The following is a 16,567-nucleotide window of genomic DNA, read 5'->3' as shown; positions in this document are numbered from 1 at the left end:
CCCGTCCATAGCCCGATTGTGCGTTGTCACCCGTGAACCCCATGTCGATCCGTCGCTGCTTGCTGCTACTGGGTACCGTCCTCAGCCTCCTGGCACAGGGCGCGTACGCCAGCACCGAGCAACGCCTGGCCTTGCTGATCGGCAATTCAGCGTACAAGTCATCGCCCCTGCTCAATCCGGTGAACGACGTGCGCCTGATGGAAGGTGCGCTGAAAGAGGCAGGATTTACCGTCGTCAAAGCCGAAAATGCCTCGATTCGCGAGATGCGTCGATTGGTCCGCGATTTTGGCGACAAACTGCGCGCGTCGGGTGGCGTCGGCCTGTTTTACTTCGCGGGCCATGGCGTGCAGGTTCGCGGTGGCAATTTCCTGGTGTCCACCGATTCCGATATCCGCAACGAAGACGAAGTGCCGGATGACTCGATCAACGCCAACGTGATCCTGGAAAAGATGCAGGGCGCGGGCAATCGGATGAATCTGATCATCCTCGACGCGTGCCGCAACAATCCCTTTGCCGTCAAGTCGCGCTCCGCCTCATCGGGCCTGGCGACGATGAACGCACCCAGCGGGTCGCTGGTCGCTTACTCCACGGCCCCCGGATCGGTGGCGTCCGATGGCACGCGCAACAACGGCCTGTACACCGAGCATCTCGCCAGGGTCATTCGTCAGTCGGGGCTACCCGTTGAAGAGGTGTTCAAGCAGGTGCGTGCCGCGGTGCGCAAGGAAAGCAACAATCAGCAGACTCCCTGGGAAAACACCGCGCTCGAGGGCCAGTTCTACTTCAAGGTGCCGGCTCCGGCGGTAGCGCCCTCAGTAACACCAGCGCCAGCCACTGCGCGTCCCGGCGTACCCGACAACGTGGCGCTGGAGTTGGCACTGTGGGAGAGTGTCAAGAACAGCCAGCGCAGTACTGAGCTACAAGCGTATCTCACTCGGTTCCCCGACGGGACTTTTGCGGCGGTGGCCAGAGGGAGGCTGGACGAGTTGACGCCGGTGGTCCCGAACGCGGCCAAATTACCCGTGGCGCCGATGCCGGAAGCACTTCCGGTGGCAGCCAGGAAGCCGCCGGAAGCCGCACCTGCCGTGGCGAAAGTCAGCCCGGCAGAGCCCCTTGCCGCAGCGGACCCGACTCCGCCACTTCTTCCCCCCGAGGGGAGGATAGGCACCCTCGTGCTGACCGATATCATGACCGGAATCAAGAAGAATCTGGACGTGACCGTGCAGGAGTCGAATGCCGAGAAGACCGTGTACTCCTCGGGCGATGTGATCGGGAAGGACGGTAAAGTGCTGCAAGTCATGGTTGGAGAAGCCGTGCTGCAGCTGGTATCGGGCGCCATGTGGACGATTCCACCCAAGGTGGGCAGCACCGGCGAGGCCGGAATTAAACGTGTGGATGTAGATTATGCGTCTGCGGGCACCGTGAGTTGGAAAGTGCTTGCGGCGGGTGAAGGTAAAGCGAGAATTGAAGCAGATGTCGCCTATACCTGGCAGCATTCTAGCAGGACCCTCGTCAAGCTATACGGAAAATGGCTGGCAACTTACAGTGCTGGCCAACCATTGCCGGAGTCTTCTGCGGCCACAATGAGGCGCGGTGCGGGCGAGGGATCCAACATGGTTTCTGCCGAGATCAAGCTGCGCTGAGGCAGCGGATCTGATCAGAGCAGTACCGGCAGTGAGCCGGCCAGGATGGCGATGAACATCGCCGAGAAGGCGAAATAGAAACCATAGACGCTCGATCGCCCAGCGAGCGTCCGGCGATCGCGCCGGCCAGAGAGGCCGTGGCCCACATCGCCAGCGCAACGCCAAAATAGTAGGCCGGCCGCAGCGGTTTGCCGAGCACCTTGCGCTCGGCAAAGTCCCAGCTTTCGTCGGTCATGAGAAGTTCGCCCGGCCGTGCTCCGCTCAGGCAGCGAGTTCGTAAACCTGCTGCGCACGCGCGAGGTCGACGCTCCGATGCTCGCCCAGGGCCACCATGCCATGCCGCTTCAGTTGCGCCACCAGCGGTGCGATCGCCTCGACACCGATCCCGTAGTCGGAGAGCCTGGTCGGTACCTGCAGCGATTCGAAAAACAGCCGGGTGCGCACGATGGCTTGATCGATGCGCGCTTCGGCGTCGCCTTCGCGCAAACCCCAGACGCGTTCGGCGTACTGCAACAACTTGTCGCGCTTCTCTGCACGCTGCACCTGCAGCATCGCGGGCAGCACCACGGCGAGCGTCTGCGCATGGTCGAGACCGTGCAGAACGGTGAGTTCGTGACCGAGCATGTGCGTCGCCCAATCCTGCGGAACGCCGGCACCGATCAGGCCGTTCAGAGCCAGCGTGGCGGTCCACATCAGGTTGGCGCGGACGGCGTAATTCTCCGGCTCGCGCAATGCGCGCGGGCCTTCTTCGATCAGGGTCAGCAGCAGGCCTTCGGCAAAGCGGTCCTGCACCTTGGCGTCGGCCGGGTAGGTGAGGTATTGCTCGGCGATGTGTACGAAAGCGTCGACGACGCCGTTGGCGACCTGGCGCGGCGGCAGGGTGAAGGTCTTGCTCGGGTCGAGGACCGAGAAGCGGGGGAAGAGCAGGTCGTTGAGGAAAGCCAGCTTGTCGCTGCTCGCGCGGCGGGTGATCACGGCGCCGTTGTTCATCTCCGATCCGGTCGCCGGCAGCGTGAGGACGCTGCCGAAAGCAATCGCGCGGGTCACCGCAGCGCGCTTGGCGAGCATATCCCACGGGTCGCCGGCAAAAGGAATCGCGGCGGCGATGAATTTGGTGCCGTCGATCACCGAGCCGCCGCCGACGGCGAGCAGGAAGTCTACCTTCTCGCGACGCGCGAGGGCAACGGCCTCCATCAGCGTTTCGTAAGTCGGGTTGGGCTCGATGCCGGCAAACTCGAAGACGGTGAAGTTCTTCAGCGCGGCCTTGACTTCGTCGAGCGTCCCGGTCCTCACGACACTCCCGCCACCGTAGGTGATCAGGACGCGCGCGCCGGCCGGAATTTCGGCCGCGATGTCGGCAATGCGGCCCTCGCCGAAAAGGATGCGGGTCGGATTCTGAAAGGTGAAATTCTGCATGGGGTGTTCCTTGTGTCCTTGGGGCCTTGGGTTCTTGTGATTCAGGCGGCGGTGTCGAGGAAGGGGTAGTCGGTGTAGCCATGCTGGTCGCCGCCATACAGCGTATCGGCATCGAGGGCGTTGAGCGGCGCGTTGCGGCGCAGACGTTCGACGAGATCAGGGTTGGAGATGAAGGGCTTGCCAAAGGCGATCAGGTCGGCGTGATTGCTCGCCCGCGCTTCGATGGCCATGGCGCGCGTGTAACCATTGTTGGCGATGTAGGTGTTGGGAAACAGACGGCGCAGCTTGCCGAGGTCAAAGTCGGTTGGCCTGCCGGGCAGACGCGGTCCGCCGGTCACGCCTTCGATGAGGTGCAGGAATCCGATGTCACGCTGCGCCAGTTCCTGCACGACATGGGTGAATACCGGCTCGGGGTTGCTGTCGTCGATATCGTTGACCGTGCTCATCGGCGAGAGGCGGACGCCGACGCGCGCCTTCTCCCACACTTCCAGAATGGCATCGGTCACTTCGAGCAGCAGGCGGGCGCGGTTCTCGATCGTGCCGCCATAGGGATCGGTCCGCCGATTGGTCTTGTCGCGCAGGAACTGGTCGAGCAGGTAGCCGTTGGCCGAGTGGATTTCGACGCCGTCGAAACCGGCGGCCTGAGCGTTCTCGGCGGCATGCCGGTAGGCGGCGACGATACCCGGCAGTTCGGCAAGTTCGAGCGCGCGCGGTGTCACCATCTCTTCCCGGCCGCGGCCGGTGAATACCCAGCCCTTCGGGGTCACTGCCGACGGGCCGACCGGCAGGGCACCGCCTTCCTGCAGGTCCGGATGCGAGATGCGCCCGACGTGCCAGAGCTGGACGACGATCTTGCCGCCCCTGGCATGGACTGCGTCGGTCACCCGTTTCCAGCCGGCGACCTGCTCGGCGCTGTAGATGCCCGGCGTCTGGATGTAGCCCTTGCCCTGCGGCGAGACTTGCGATGCCTCGCTGATGATCAGGCCGGCGCTGGCGCGCTGGGCGTAGTAGGTGACGGCGAGCGGGCCCGGTACGTCGCCTGGCAGTGCACGGCTGCGCGTCAGCGGCGCCATGACGAGACGATTGGCGAGGGTCAGCGGACCCATCTGGTAAGGCTGAAAGAGATCGGGCAAGACGGATACGTCAGCGTTGCTGTGCTGTGCTACGGACATGGGGAACTCCTGAAGTTATGGACCGACCGGTCCGAAAATAGCAAAAAAAAAGATCACCGTCTGTGCTCCAGCAGACAGTCGAGATGCGCGTCGGCAATGGCTGCCAGCCGCGCGCCTTCGACGCCGCCCTTGGCCAGCACCTGCAGGCCGGCGATCAGATTCAACAAGGCGTCGGCGGCCTGCGCGGGGTTCCGGGCGGCGCTGATCGATCGTTCGCACTGCGCGCGCATGAGCACTTCGGCGAGCAGCGCCGCCAGCGAATCGATGTGCTGGCGTACACGCGCCTCGATTTCCGGGTCGTGTGGCGCCAACTCGACAGCGACGTTGACCATCAGGCAGCCGCAACGCTCGCTGGGGCGGCGCGCTTCCGGGTCGATGCCATGGCTGATCCAGGCGGCCAGCAGCGGGGCGACCGGGCCGGCGGCATTGAAGTGGCAACGCGTTTCGGCCAGTTCGCGGGCGCTGTAACGGCTCAGAGCCGCGAGCAGCACCTCACGCTTGCTGCCAAAGCAGTCGTAGAAACTGCTCTTGCTGAGCCCCATCGCAGCCAGTAGGTCCGTCATCGACGTCGCCGCATAGCCCTTCAGCCAGAAGGCGTTGAGCGCCTGGTCAAGGGCTTCGTCACTATCGAATTCGCGGCAGCGGGCCATGGTGTGAGTGTGGGTAGGGGTTGCGGAAACGGTGCTGCGCATGATACCGGACCGATCGGTCCAGATCAAGCGTGTGTTGACCGATGGACGCGAACATCCAATCCACACACCCAGGAAATTTGGACAAGCTAGAATGGACGCCCGATTCAGCAAGCGGAGAGTTGACGTGCAGATCATCAAGTGGATGGGCATCGGCGTGGCGGCGATCGCCGCGCTGGCATTGGTCGCCGGGCAACTCGGCCTGCTCAAGGGAACGCCTCCCAGTGACCTGGGCGTGCGCGAGGGCATGCTCAAGCGACCATCGGCAAGCGCCAACAGTGTCAGCAGCCAGGCACTCCTCTGGCTAGCCCATCCCCATGGCGAGGATGCCCATATCGCACCGCTTGCGCTGCGCGGTGATGGGCCGGCGACGATGGCCAGGCTGAAGGCCCTGTTGCAGGCTCTGCCCGGCGCCACCATCGTCGACAGCCGCGCCGACTACCTCTACGTGCAGTTCACCACGCGAGTGATGAAGTTCGTCGACGATGCGGAATTCTGGTTCGACGCCGAGAATGACGTGATACAGGTGCGTTCCTCGTCGCGCGTCGGGAGCCGCGATTTCGGGGTCAATCGCCAGCGCATCGAAGCGCTGCGCGAGAGGCTAGCGGCTTCCTGACCAAGGCGCCGCAGGTTTCGAGTGGAGGGTGGCGCCTCCATTTGCCCGCTTGTTGCGCTGCAACTAGAATGTCTGTCGTTTTCAAGGGAGCACACGCCATGCGGGCACATTGCCACCTTCGACCTCATTCTTCGGGAACGCTGAGCGGGTGAATGCCAACCGCCAGCGGGCCGGCGTTGCCTTCGGCCTGCTCGCCTATGGCATCTGGGGGTTCTTTCCGCTGTATTTCCGCCAGCTCGCGCAGATCTCGCCGATGGACGTGTTGAGCAACCGCGCCGTCTGGGCCTGCGTCTTTGTTGGCCTGTTGCTGACGCTACGCCGGCAGTGGCACAACGTCGCAGCCGTTTGCAGGAGCTGGCGGCAGTTGCTGATGCTGACCATCGCGGCCCTGCTGATCGGCAGCAACTGGCTGGTCTTCCTTTGGGCGGTGGCCAACCAGCAGGTCGTCGCCTCCAGTCTTGGCTATTTCCTGACGCCGCTGGTCAACGTCCTGCTCGGCCTGCTCGTGCTCAAGGAAAAGCTGAACCGGCTGGAGTGGCTTTCGGTTGCCCTGGCGCTGGTGGCTATGGCTAACGAAATCGTCGCCATCGGCAGTCTGCCGTGGATATCGCTGATCCTGGCCGGCACCTTCGGCACCTACGGCCTGGTGCGCAAGCAGTTGCCGGTCGATGCGCTTTCGGGCCTGTGGCTGGAAACCGTGGCGATGCTGCCGGTGTGTGCGCTGTACGCTTGGTGGCAGGCGGCGAATGGCCATCCGGTGTTCACCGGGCGCGACCTGGCGACGACCTGTCTGCTGATCGGCGCCGGCGCACTCACGGCGCTGCCTCTGCTCGCCTTCGCGGCGGCTGCCCGGCGGCTCGACCTGGCGACCGTCGGCATGCTGATGTACATCAATCCGACGCTCCAGTTCGTCACGGCGATCTGGCTTTTTGGCGAGCCGCTGCGCAGCGCTCAATTGTTCAGTTTCGGACTGATCTGGTTGGGGCTGCTGGTTTTCAGCGCGAGCGCCTGGAGCAGGTACCGGCGCCATCCCGGGAGATCGACGCCCGAGCCAGCGCCTGTATGCTCACGTCCGTCATGAGAGTGGGGAACCGTCCGCCCCACCGTGGCGACGCCGATTCGGTTTGGGCGGCTGGCAGCAGCGGCTCACTTGACGCGCATACCGGGCTCCGCCCCTGCGTCGGGCGAGAGCAGGAAGATTCCGGGGGTCTGGCCATCAGCGTCCGACGCGGCCAGCACCATGCCCTCGGACAGGCCAAACTTCATTCGGCGCGGTGCCAGATTGGCGACCATCACGGTCAGTCGGCCGACCAGCGTGACCGGATCGTAGGCGGCCTTGATGCCGGCAAACACCTGCCGGGTACCGAGCGGTCCGATGTCGACCACCAGTCGAACGAGTTTGTCGGCGCCTTCGACGCGCGTGGCCTCCTTGATGCGGGCAATCCGCAGGTCAACGCGCATGAAGTCGTCGATGCTGATGTGCGGCCCGGCTGCGGCACCGGCGGCTGGCTCCGTCACGGCAACTGCCGCAACCTGATCCTCTGGCTTGGCTTGCGGCGCAGCTTGCGGGACGGCGGCCAGCGTCTCGCGGTTGGCGGCGACGAGTGCATCGACCTGTTTTTTGTCCACGCGCGTCATCATGTGCCGGTAGACCTTGATGGCGTGCCCGGCGGCAAGGACCGCGCCGGCGTCTTCCCAGACAAACGGTGCGACGTTGAGGAACGCCTCCACCTTGGCGCCGAGTGCCGGCAACACGGGCTTGAGCAGTATGGCGAACAGGCGAAACAGGTTCAGCGCATTGGTGCAAGCCGCCTGCAACTCGGCTTCTCGACCCGGTTGGCGGGCCAGTTCCCATGGCTTTACGCTATCTACATACTGATTGGCAAGATCGATGAGGGCCATGATCTCACGGATGGCCTTGCTGAACTCACGCGCTTCATAATGATCTGCAATCAGGGGGCGGCGGTCGCGAATGGCGTTGATCGCCGATAACGACTCGTCGCAGGTGCACAACTGGCCGGCGAAATGCTTGACGATGAAACCCGCCGACCGACTGGCGAGGTTCACGAACTTGCCGACCATGTCGGAATTGACGCGAGCGATGAAATCATCGAGATTGAGGTCGATGTCCTCCATCGAACTCGACAGCTTGGCAGCATAATAGTACCGCAGCCACTCCGGGTCCAGACCCTGAGCGAGGTAGCTCTCGGCGGTGATGAAGGTTCCGCGCGACTTTGACATCTTGGCGCCATCGACGGTCAGGAAGCCGTGGGCAAATACCTTGGTCGGCGTGCGGTAGCCGGCGTGTTCGAGTTCAGCCGGCCAGAACAGCGCATGAAAGTAGAGAATGTCCTTGCCGATGAAGTGGTAGAGTTCGGTGGCCGACCCCACCTGCCAGTACTCGTCGAAATCGAGGCCCTCGCGGGAGCACAGATTCCTGAACGCGCCCATGTAGCCGATTGGCGCGTCGAGCCAGACATAGAAGTATTTGCCCGGCGCGTCCGGGATTTCGAAGCCGAAGTACGGTGCATCGCGCGAGATGTCCCAGTCGGTCAGATGGTTCTCGCCATCACCGCCCAGCCACTCCTGGAGTTTATTGGCGGCTTCATTCTGCAGGCGGCCCTCGCCCTGAGTCCAGCGGCGCAGGAAGGTCTGGCAGCGTGGATCGGAAAGTCTGAAGAAGTAGTGTTCGGATCGCCGAAATACGGGCGTGGCCCCTGATACAGCCGAATAGGGGTTCTTCAGTTCGTTGGCCGTGTAAGCCGAGCCACAGCTTTCGCAGTTGTCGCCGTACTGGTCGGGCGCACCACACTTCGGGCATTCACCCTTGATGAAGCGATCCGGCAGGAACATTTCCTTGAGCGGATCATAATACTGCTCGATGGTCCGCGTCTCGATCAGACCTGCGGCCAGCAGGCGAGCGTAGATCTCGTTGGCGCAGGCCTGCGTCTCATCGGAATGGGTCGTGTAGTAGTTGTCGAAGCCGACGTGGAAGCCGGCAAAGTCGCGCGCATGCTCGCCATGGACGCGCTCGATCAACGCCTCCGGCGTGATTCCCTCTTTTTCGGCACGCAGCATGATCGGCGTGCCATGTGTGTCGTCGGCGCAGACGTACCAGCACTCGTGGCCGCGCATCTTCTGGAAACGCACCCAGATGTCGGTCTGAATGTACTCGACCAGGTGACCGAGGTGGATGGCACCGTTGGCATACGGTAGGGCAGAGGTGACGAGAATCTTGCGGGTCATTGAACTTGGCGCAACCAGGAGAAAGGGCCATTCTACCAAAGCAGGGTCGCCAAGACGCACGCTATCGGCGGTGATTGGCGCCAGCACAACCCTCAGGGGGCAAGAAGATGCGCAAGAACTTGCCGGTAAGCAAGCAGGCGACGATTCTGCCCGAAAACGAACTCATCTGTTCGCGCACCGATCTCCGGAGTGATCTGAAGGCCGGGTGTCCGTGGGGCGGCATCTGACCGATCCGGCGGAGGGGTCGGATCAGGGGTTTGCGTTCAAGGCGCGGTCCTGTCCATGGTTCGTGCGCTTCGTGCAGACGAATGCGAGATAAATTGGAGATGCCGTTTTGACGGCTAATAAGCTATTGAAAAACAATTATATTCACCTTCGATGGATGGTGTTCTATTGGCTAAGTGACCAAGTCTGACGTTGTCACTATCAGCAAGACGCTGTTATAATGCGATGTTGGTTTAAATCCGGAATCGGTGAGGTCGCACTCCGTACGGGGTGTAGATCCCCGTTTCTTTTCGCGGCTGGGGTTGTCTTGCTGCCCCACCCGTTAGTCTTGTTAGACTTGTCCACAGGGGGTAATGATGGCGGAGCAGAAGCTGGGTAATCCAGCGGTTGTCGGTCTGGCTGGTTTTGGCTTGACCACCATGGTGTTGCAATTTCATAACGTAGGGTGGATGGGCATGGGTCCGGTCATCTGGCTGGGCCTCATCTTTGGTGGCTTGGCGCAAATGATCGCCGGACTGCAGGAAATGAAGACAGGAAACAACTTTGGCTACTGCGCGTTCACCGCTTACGGCTGTTTCTGGATTTCCCTGGCACTGCTCCTGATCGGCAACCATTACGATCTCTACACATCTAGCAAAACCGATGTCGGCTGGTTTCTGGTTGCCTGGACGCTGTTCACGGCAGTTCTTTGGATCGGCTCGCTGCGCATCCACGGTGCCCTGGCACTGACTTTCACGCTGCTCTTGATCGGCTTCGTGCTGCTCGACCTTGCGCACTTCGGCTATCCGGACCTGACCGTTGTCGCCGGTTATGAACTGATGGCCACGGCAGCGATGGCGTGGTACATCATGGCGCACATCATTTATGCTGACGTCTTTGGCCGGGACATTCTTCCGGTCGGCAAGCCCTGGATCAGCTAGGGTCCGTTTCGTCGGCACCTGGCGCAAGCATTAGGCGGAGGCCAGAGTTGCAGACATGTCTGAAAAAGTTATGAGGGAGCGCGATGTGATGAAGAATGGAAAAGCGATTGGCTGGCTGGTGGTTTTGGCTGCGTGCGGGTTTGTCCGCGCGGTCGCCGCAGCAGAAGCGGACGCGGCGACGGCAGAAGAGGCGATCAATAACGTGCGTGCCGCAGTCAGGTTCCTGCACGACAAGGGATCTTCCGGTTTCGCCGAATTCAACAACAAGGACGGCAAATGGGTGTGGAAGGACAGCTACGTCTTCGTCTTCGACTGTCGTCGGAACAAGATGTTGGCGCACCCGCTGAGACCCGACCTGGTCGGCCAGCCGATTATGCAGATCACGGACAATTCGGGCAAATTCATCTTCAGGGAACTCTGCAAGGTGGGCACCGAACCGCGCGGCGGCTGGGTGGAATATATGTGGCAGAAGCCCGGTGCCGGGAAGCTGTCCCGGAAACTGTCCTATGCCCTGGCGGCAGACATTTCCTTCACCACCGGCATTGAGGTGGGCGCCGGCATCTATGATGAAAAGCTGAGCGTGCCGGAACTGGGCAAGGTGCTGGAAAAGATGTCCGACCCGGCCAAGCTGCCGGCGCTGTGATCCGCTAGTCGATCGCACAGTCCCTGTGTGGCGGGTACTATCGCTGTGTAGTATCGACCGAAAGCGCGCTGCCTGCGCTTTCGGCCGCGTCCACACCGCTCATAGAGCCACGAGCAACGGCGGAGTCTTGAGCACGTCCGTGGTTTCGTCCTGGTTGCCGGGGATGCGCTCGACGCTGGTCCCTGAGACCGCGCGGGGCGTTGGAGCACCGACCGTCCAGACACCGTCCGGCATCTGTGGTCAGAAACTCTTTCCAACGCCCTGTCGCCAATAGACGGTAAGCCTGTAGAATGTGTACTGGGCCTGTAGCTCAGTTGGTTAGAGCAGAGGACTTAGCGAGGTCAAGCTTGTCCGTCATGGAACGGTAGATTGACCTCAAAGGGTTGCCCCTTGCCAGCTTTTCTCTGGTGACGGGTAGAACTGGTCAAATTCGGTGGACGCTAACTTCGTCAGGATATGCCAATACCGAGCCAAGCCCCCGGCAGCAAGGGGAAAGGTGTAGAGACTAGACGGCCAGCCTGTAATGGGAAGGTATAGTCCAGACCACAAACTCGCCTGAGGCGGCGAAAGCCGTAGTGGTAAGCATAATCCTTTGGTCCAGGGTTCAAATCCCTGCGGGCCCACCAAACAAGAAGACCAACCCCTCATCGGGTTGGTCTTTTTTGCCTAAAGTGGCCCCCTGAGTCACGACCAATTTGCACCGTGTTCAAGCTGCACCTACGGCTTCACCAGCATCTGGACGGCGCCGCCCCCTACGGCGCTCCGGTACACCACTTGGGGTGGCCTGGTAGCCCAATACTGGTGCGGGCGCTCGCCGTTGTAGAAGGCGAAGTACTCTGCCAGGCCGACCATCAGTTCGCCTGCCGTGGCGTAGCCCTTCAGATAGCCGTCCTCATGCTTGACCCTCCGCCAGAGCCGCTCGACGAAGATGTTGTCGAACGCGCTCGCCCTCGTCCATCCATGCGGATGACCACGCCTCACGCGGCAGCACCTCGGTGAACGCGTCGCTGGTGAACTGCGAGCCCTGATCGCTGTTCTTGAAAATACAGGGCTGGCACACTTATGCGTCAGGGCTGCCGGCTGATCGGTGCGTGCGCGGACCGTTCGACGACACCGCAGCCTTGCTTAAAACGCAACTTGGTTGCATTATGACGGTCGACCGGACTGCTGCTGACCAGCGTGACACCGCGCCGGCATTACCAAAACTGATCGTGGGGAATCCCTGTCGATGTTCCGCCAAAGACTTCTGCTGCTGCTTGTTTGCCTGCTCCTTGCGCCTGCTTCGGCGCGGGCCGCCGAACCGATCGCCGTCGTCGCCAGTTTCAGCATCCTCGGTGACCTGACGCAGCGCGTTGGGGGCGAGCGCGTCCGTGTCCACACGCTGGTCGGCGCCAACGCCGATGCGCACGTCTACCAACCGACGCCGGCCGACGCCAAGATGATCGGCCGCGCAGCGCTAGTTGTGGTCAACGGCCTCGGTTTCGAAGGCTGGATCGACCGCCTGGTCAAGGCCGCCGGCTATCGCGGCCAGATCGTCGTCGTCAGTCGCGGCATCGATTTACTCAAGCAGGCGAACGGACACCCTGGCCAGCACGCAGCGTCCGACCCCCACGCCTGGCAGGATCTGGCCAACGCGCGTCGTTACGTCGACAACATCGCCGCTGCGCTGACCGAGATCGACCCCGCCGGCAGGGGCGACTACGCGGCCAACGTGGCCCGCTTGCACGGCGAGATCAATCGCCTCGACCGCGAGATCCGCATCAGCATCGGCGCGCTGCCGGAAGCGCGCCGCACCGTCGTAACCACGCACGATGCCTTCGCCTACTTCGCTCGCGCTTACGGCATTCGTTTTCTCGCGCCGACCGGCGTCAGCACCGACTCCGAGGCCTCGGCAGCCGACGTCGGCAAGCTGATCCGCCAGATCCAGACCGAGAAAATCCCTGCTGTTTTCATGGAAAACATTTCCGATCAGCGGCTGCTCGAACGCATTCGCACCGAAACGAGTGCCCGCGTCGGCGGCACACTCTATTCCGACGCGCTATCGCCGGCCGACGGCCCGGCCGCGACCTACCTCGACATGATGCGCCACAACGCGCGTACGCTGGCCGCGGCACTCGCGCCCAAGCGCTGACCGGGGCCGACCACCAATGGCGTTGCCGATCACCCCCTGGCGCACTCGGCGCAGCGGCCACGCAAGTCGAACTCGATGCGCGACAGCGAAAACCCTGCCGGCAGACTCGGCGCCGCCGGTGGCGCCGAGTCGAGGCAGAAAACCCGCCCGCAATCGTCGCAGCGAAAATGCGTGTGCGCGCCATGCTCACCCGCGGCTGCGGCCGAGAAGCGGAATGCCCGCTGCGCGTCGGTACTCCGGTGCGCCAGCCCGCGGACAACCAGCCAGTCAAGGACGCGATAGAGCGTGACGCGATCCAGCATCCTGTCGCCAAGCGCCTGCTCTATCTCGTGATGGGTCAACGCCGCCGGAGCGGCGCGCAGCAGCAGCAGCACGCGGATGCGCGCCGGTGTGGCGCGCGCACCCTTCCTGCGAATCTGCAGCAGCACGCTTTCCGTCTCTGAAGGCGTGTCTACAGCGGGAGCGGTGGCGGTCATCATGGCCGCAAATTTAAGCACAACCGAGCTCCAGATGCAACATGGTTGCACCTGCCACCTCAGTGGCCGATCATCCCGAGTTTCAGGTGCTGCATGCAGCCGACAGGCGTAAGGTTTGCCATCGCGCTGACGACCAAGCATCAAATCCGCAGCGTTTCGACCTTTTCGATTTCTGGATGTCGAAAGGCTGCAGCAGCGGCCTGCCCACGGGCCGCTGAATTGGGGAACTGTCGCCGCGCTTGTCGGCCGAATGACGGCGAGCGCACAGTCCTTGCAGGTCGATGACCCGCGCGACGCGGTGGCCCCACCTTGTCGACCAGCAGCGCAGGTTGACCCATGTGGCGAGGGTCAGCACATTGTTAACGCCACACATTCTCTGGAGAACCTTATGGATCGTCGTCAATCACTGAAGTGGCTAGGCGGGTTGTCCGCCTTCATCCTGCCGGTAGCCACCCCCGGCGCAGCCTGGGCCAGCGACAGTGCCGGCACCCCGCTGCAGAAATCGAAGTCCGAATGGGCCGCTCTGCTACCCAAGCCCGCCTATCGCGTCCTTTTCGAGGAAGATACCGAACGTGCCGGTAGCAGCCCGCTGAACCAGGAGAAGCGCGACGGTACCTTCGTCTGCGCAGCGTGCTCCCTGCCACTTTTCGACAGCTCGACAAAATACGAGAGCGGTACCGGCTGGCCAAGCTTCTGGGACTACCTGCCGGGAGCGGTCGCCACCAGGACCGACTTCAAGCTGATTTATCCGCGCACCGAGTACCATTGCGTACGCTGCGGCGGGCATCAGGGCCACGTTTTCAAAGACGGCCCGCAGCCGACTGGCAAGCGTTACTGCAACAACGGCGTCGCGCTGCAGTTCGTACCCCGCGCCGAAAAACTGCCGGCACTGCGCACGTGAGCGCGCGCCTGTTGGCGGCAGCGCTGCTAATGCTCGTCCTCGGCGCTGGTGCCGGCGCCGCCGACCTGCCGGTCGGCAAGACGGCCGAAGTCCGCAGCGCGATTTTCGCCGGCGGCTGCTTCTGGTGCATCGAGGCCGACTTTGAGAAGCTGCCGGGAGTCATCGCCGCCGAATCCGGCTATACCGCCGGCCACACGGTAAACCCGACCTACGAGCAGGTCAGTGCGGGCAGTACGGGGCATACCGAGGCCATCCGGGTGACCTACGACCCACAGAAGGTGAGCTATCCGCAACTCGTCGATTACTTCTGGCGCCACATCGACCCGACGGTCAAGAACCGGCAGTTCTGCGATGTCGGAAGCCAGTACCGCAGCGGTATCTACTGGCAGAACGAGGCCGAGCGCAAGGCTGCCGAGAGCAGCCGCGATGCCCTGCTGGCCGGTGGCAAGCTGCCACGCATCGAAACCGAGATCATCGCCGCCTCAGCCTTCTACCCTGCCGAGGAGTACCACCAGGACTACTACAAGAAGAACCCGATTCGCTATGCCTATTATCGTCAAGGCTGCGGCCGTGACGCGCGCGTCCAGCAGATCTGGGGCGGCGGCTAGCAGCCCGCTGCACGGCACGCTCAATCGACCTGACAGAGCAAGCCCTTGAGATATTCCCCCTCGCCGAAGTTCAGCGCCACCGGGTGGTCTGACGGCGCGGCGAGACGGCGCAGAATGCGTGCGCCGCGTCCAGCGTCCAGCGCTGCATCGGCAACGATCTGCTGGAAATGCTCGCTGCGGATGCTGCCCGAACACGAATAGGTCATCAGCAAGCCACCTGGATTGAGTAGCCGGAAGCCGAAGACATTGATATCCCGATAGGCGCGCGCAGCGCGCTCGGCGTGCGCGGCGGACGGCGCGAACTTGGGCGGATCGAGAATGATCAGATCGAAACGCTGACCGCTGCTCTTCAGTACACGCAACTCGTCGAAAACGTCGGCCTGACGCCATTCGGCCCGATGGGCATCGAGTTGCCGGTTGAGCGCCAGGTTGTCGACGGCGGTGGCGAGCGCCGGAGCTGAGGAGTCGATCGAGAGTACGCTCACCGCCCCACCGGCAACTGCCTGCAACGAAAAACCGCCGGTGTAGCAGAAACAGTTCAGCGTCGCCCGGCCGGCGGCGAGTTCGCGCGTCAGCAGGCGGTTGTCACGCTGGTCGAGATAGAAACCCGTCTTGTGACCGGCGACGACGTCGACCCGCATGCGTACCCCGTTCTCGACGATCGTCAGCGGTTCTGCCGGAGCCTCACCAAGCACCCAGCCGGTCACCGGATCGAGCCCTTCGAGTCGGCGCACGTCCGAATCGGACCGCTCGTAGATGCGGGCACAAGCGCTCGCTCGCTGCAGCGCGCCAATGATCGCCCGCCGCCATTTCTCCGGGCCGGTGGCCGTCAGTTGCACGACGATTGTGTCGCCATAGCGGTCGGCAATCAGCCCCGGCAGGCCGTCGGACTCACCATGGATCAGCCGCAACCCGTCCTGGGTAGCCAATTCCGGCACCGCCTGACGACGTTCGACGGCCGCCTGAATGCGGCGCTTGAAAAAAACGTCGTCGACGATCTCGTCCGGGTCAAAGGTCCATACCCGAGCGCGGATCTTCGACTCCGGGCTCCACGCTGCCCTGGCCAATGGCCGACCGTTGGCGGCGACGACGTCGACCGTATCACCTGGACGGGCACGACCGTTCAATCGCTCGACCGCAGCAGCGAAAATCCAGGGGTGGCGACGAGCAAGCGAGCGATCCTTGCCGGCGAAAAGTACGAGTTGGGCCATTTGCTATGAAAGTCGCGCGAGCGACTCACGAATTTCCCCGCTCCCGCGTGCGGGAGAGGGGTTGGGGGTGAGGGAAACGGTCATGACTTTCATGATCGGGGGGCATGAAAGTCATGACCGTTTGGTTCCAAAAAACTAACGCGGCGCGATACCGGAGGTATCGCGCCGCGCGTGCTACAGACACCGACAAGTCAGCTCTTGGGTTGGGATTGAGTGCTTATTTCACTCTTGCCATCCTTGGCTTTCTCAGCCGAACAAGCGACAGCATTTGCACTTGATAGCGCCAGCGCCAAGGCCAACAGGCCGGCGGTAAGTTTCCCCATACGCTTCTCCTTGTGGCTGCCGACATTGGCAGCATGAATGTAGGCTGAACCGGCCGTAAATACAACCACGACCGTGGGAATGGCTTTCAGCACAGCTTGACGACGATGTTCAGCTCAGCAATTTTCTTGAGCGTCGGAGGTGTAACACTTCGTTGTCTGGCGCACGCCTCCCGTAATTGAGGTAACAGACTGTATTAAATCGAGAATATCGCTCCTTACCAGAGCGTTCACCGGCGTGTCATGGCGTTTTGTAGCACCCCTGTTCCTCACCCGGATCCCGCTTGTCGCCAGTAACCGGCTGATTTTATTAGCGGCCAGTCACTCGTCGATAGCTGGCACGATTGGCGCGT

The 16,567-nt window shown here is 62.5% G+C and carries 16 protein-coding genes and 1 pseudogene; 8 read left to right on the top strand and 9 right to left on the bottom strand.

Features of this window, described 5'->3' with window-relative positions:
* The first annotated feature begins 131 nt into the window (after window positions 1-131).
* Window positions 132-1,640: a caspase family protein gene (locus ACCAA_RS00145; RefSeq protein ID WP_186405227.1), complete on the top strand. Its 1,509-nt coding sequence runs from the start codon at window positions 132-134 to the stop codon at window positions 1,638-1,640.
* Window positions 1,641-1,654: 14 nt separating this feature from the next.
* Here ACCAA_RS00145 and ACCAA_RS22375 read toward each other — a convergent pair whose 3' ends face one another.
* From ACCAA_RS22375 to ACCAA_RS00130, 4 genes are all read right to left on the bottom strand, one after another.
* The gene (locus ACCAA_RS22375) at window positions 1,655-1,786 is read right to left on the bottom strand and encodes a hypothetical protein (protein ID WP_281193147.1); all 132 of its coding nucleotides are present in this window, start codon (window positions 1,784-1,786) and stop codon (window positions 1,655-1,657) included.
* Between the two features lie 115 nt (window positions 1,787-1,901).
* Window positions 1,902-3,056 (bottom strand): iron-containing alcohol dehydrogenase, encoded by a 1,155-nt coding sequence (locus ACCAA_RS00140; RefSeq protein WP_186405226.1) that lies wholly within the window; start codon window positions 3,054-3,056, stop codon window positions 1,902-1,904.
* A gap of 41 nt (window positions 3,057-3,097) precedes the next feature.
* Entirely contained in the window at window positions 3,098-4,228 is a 1,131-nt protein-coding gene (locus ACCAA_RS00135) for an alkene reductase (protein WP_186405225.1), read from the bottom strand.
* Window positions 4,229-4,281: 53 nt separating this feature from the next.
* Complete coding sequence (locus tag ACCAA_RS00130; protein WP_186405224.1) at window positions 4,282-4,920, bottom strand: TetR/AcrR family transcriptional regulator; 639 nt, start codon at window positions 4,918-4,920, stop codon at window positions 4,282-4,284.
* 91 nt (window positions 4,921-5,011) lie between these two features.
* Here ACCAA_RS00130 and ACCAA_RS00125 point away from each other — a divergent pair, with 91 nt between their 5' ends.
* Window positions 5,012-5,533 carry a DUF1499 domain-containing protein gene (locus ACCAA_RS00125; protein ID WP_245754352.1) on the top strand — a complete coding sequence of 174 codons (522 nt, stop codon included), beginning with the start codon at window positions 5,012-5,014 and terminating at the stop codon, window positions 5,531-5,533.
* A 148-nt stretch (window positions 5,534-5,681) separates the two neighbouring features.
* Window positions 5,682-6,614, top strand: a complete 933-nt coding sequence (gene rarD / locus ACCAA_RS00120; protein WP_186405223.1) for an EamA family transporter RarD — start codon at window positions 5,682-5,684, stop codon at window positions 6,612-6,614.
* Between the two features lie 65 nt (window positions 6,615-6,679).
* Here rarD and metG read toward each other — a convergent pair whose 3' ends face one another.
* Entirely contained in the window at window positions 6,680-8,779 is a 2,100-nt protein-coding gene (gene metG / locus ACCAA_RS00115; protein WP_186405222.1) for a methionine--tRNA ligase, read from the bottom strand.
* 581 nt (window positions 8,780-9,360) lie between these two features.
* Here metG and ACCAA_RS00110 point away from each other — a divergent pair.
* Both ACCAA_RS00110 and ACCAA_RS00105 read left to right on the top strand, forming a co-directional pair.
* A complete protein-coding gene (locus ACCAA_RS00110) occupies window positions 9,361-9,924 on the top strand; it encodes an acetate uptake transporter (protein ID WP_186405221.1) in 564 nt (187 codons plus the stop codon).
* Between the two features lie 88 nt (window positions 9,925-10,012).
* The gene (locus ACCAA_RS00105; RefSeq protein ID WP_186405220.1) at window positions 10,013-10,567 is read left to right on the top strand and encodes a cache domain-containing protein; all 555 of its coding nucleotides are present in this window, start codon (window positions 10,013-10,015) and stop codon (window positions 10,565-10,567) included.
* A gap of 717 nt (window positions 10,568-11,284) precedes the next feature.
* On the opposite strand, the pseudogene ACCAA_RS00100 reads toward ACCAA_RS00105, so the two are convergent.
* Window positions 11,285-11,621 (bottom strand): annotated as a pseudogene (locus ACCAA_RS00100) (integrase core domain-containing protein); the annotation flags it as partial.
* Between the two features lie 174 nt (window positions 11,622-11,795).
* Here ACCAA_RS00100 and ACCAA_RS00095 point away from each other — a divergent pair.
* Window positions 11,796-12,698, top strand: a complete 903-nt coding sequence (locus ACCAA_RS00095) for a metal ABC transporter substrate-binding protein (RefSeq protein ID WP_186405219.1) — start codon at window positions 11,796-11,798, stop codon at window positions 12,696-12,698.
* Window positions 12,699-12,727: 29 nt separating this feature from the next.
* Here the strand turns inward: ACCAA_RS00095 and ACCAA_RS00090 are convergent, their stop codons facing one another.
* Window positions 12,728-13,195, bottom strand: a complete 468-nt coding sequence (locus tag ACCAA_RS00090) for a transcriptional repressor (protein WP_186405218.1) — start codon at window positions 13,193-13,195, stop codon at window positions 12,728-12,730.
* Window positions 13,196-13,562: 367 nt separating this feature from the next.
* Between ACCAA_RS00090 and msrB the strand changes: the two genes are divergently transcribed.
* Window positions 13,563-14,075 (top strand): peptide-methionine (R)-S-oxide reductase MsrB, encoded by a 513-nt coding sequence (msrB, locus tag ACCAA_RS00085; RefSeq protein ID WP_186405217.1) that lies wholly within the window; start codon window positions 13,563-13,565, stop codon window positions 14,073-14,075.
* Window positions 14,076-14,104: 29 nt separating this feature from the next.
* A complete protein-coding gene (gene msrA, locus ACCAA_RS00080) occupies window positions 14,105-14,683 on the top strand; it encodes a peptide-methionine (S)-S-oxide reductase MsrA (protein WP_186405341.1) in 579 nt (192 codons plus the stop codon).
* Between the two features lie 20 nt (window positions 14,684-14,703).
* On the opposite strand, the gene ACCAA_RS00075 is transcribed toward msrA, so the two are convergent.
* Both ACCAA_RS00075 and ACCAA_RS00070 read right to left on the bottom strand, forming a co-directional pair.
* Entirely contained in the window at window positions 14,704-15,894 is a 1,191-nt protein-coding gene (locus tag ACCAA_RS00075) for a class I SAM-dependent rRNA methyltransferase (protein ID WP_186405216.1), read from the bottom strand.
* Window positions 15,895-16,085: 191 nt separating this feature from the next.
* The gene (locus tag ACCAA_RS00070) at window positions 16,086-16,310 is read right to left on the bottom strand and encodes a hypothetical protein (RefSeq protein ID WP_186405215.1); all 225 of its coding nucleotides are present in this window, start codon (window positions 16,308-16,310) and stop codon (window positions 16,086-16,088) included.
* Between the last annotated feature and the right edge of the window lie 257 nt (window positions 16,311-16,567).

Source organism: Candidatus Accumulibacter aalborgensis (genome assembly GCF_900089955.1).
Taxonomy (GTDB): Bacteria; Pseudomonadota; Gammaproteobacteria; order Burkholderiales; family Rhodocyclaceae; genus Accumulibacter; species Accumulibacter aalborgensis.
Note: the sequence above shows the minus strand (reverse complement) of the source record. Positions and strands in the feature narration are given on the sequence as shown.

Excerpts from the sequence above, each read along its gene's own strand:
- ACCAA_RS00125 (WP_245754352.1), top strand. The coding sequence starts at position 5,012 with ATGGACGCCCGATTCAGCAAGCGGAGAGTTGACGTGCAGATCATCAAG.
- ACCAA_RS00110 (WP_186405221.1), top strand. The coding sequence starts at position 9,361 with ATGGCGGAGCAGAAGCTGGGTAATCCAGCGGTTGTCGGTCTGGCTGGT.
- ACCAA_RS00075 (WP_186405216.1), bottom strand. The coding sequence starts at position 15,894 with ATGGCCCAACTCGTACTTTTCGCCGGCAAGGATCGCTCGCTTGCTCGT.
- msrB (WP_186405217.1), top strand. The coding sequence starts at position 13,563 with ATGGATCGTCGTCAATCACTGAAGTGGCTAGGCGGGTTGTCCGCCTTC.
- metG (WP_186405222.1), bottom strand. The coding sequence starts at position 8,779 with ATGACCCGCAAGATTCTCGTCACCTCTGCCCTACCGTATGCCAACGGT.
- msrA (WP_186405341.1), top strand. The coding sequence starts at position 14,105 with ATGCTCGTCCTCGGCGCTGGTGCCGGCGCCGCCGACCTGCCGGTCGGC.
- ACCAA_RS00130 (WP_186405224.1), bottom strand. The coding sequence starts at position 4,920 with ATGCGCAGCACCGTTTCCGCAACCCCTACCCACACTCACACCATGGCC.
- ACCAA_RS00140 (WP_186405226.1), bottom strand. The coding sequence starts at position 3,056 with ATGCAGAATTTCACCTTTCAGAATCCGACCCGCATCCTTTTCGGCGAG.
- ACCAA_RS00095 (WP_186405219.1), top strand. The coding sequence starts at position 11,796 with ATGTTCCGCCAAAGACTTCTGCTGCTGCTTGTTTGCCTGCTCCTTGCG.
- ACCAA_RS00105 (WP_186405220.1), top strand. The coding sequence starts at position 10,013 with ATGAAGAATGGAAAAGCGATTGGCTGGCTGGTGGTTTTGGCTGCGTGC.
- ACCAA_RS00135 (WP_186405225.1), bottom strand. The coding sequence starts at position 4,228 with ATGTCCGTAGCACAGCACAGCAACGCTGACGTATCCGTCTTGCCCGAT.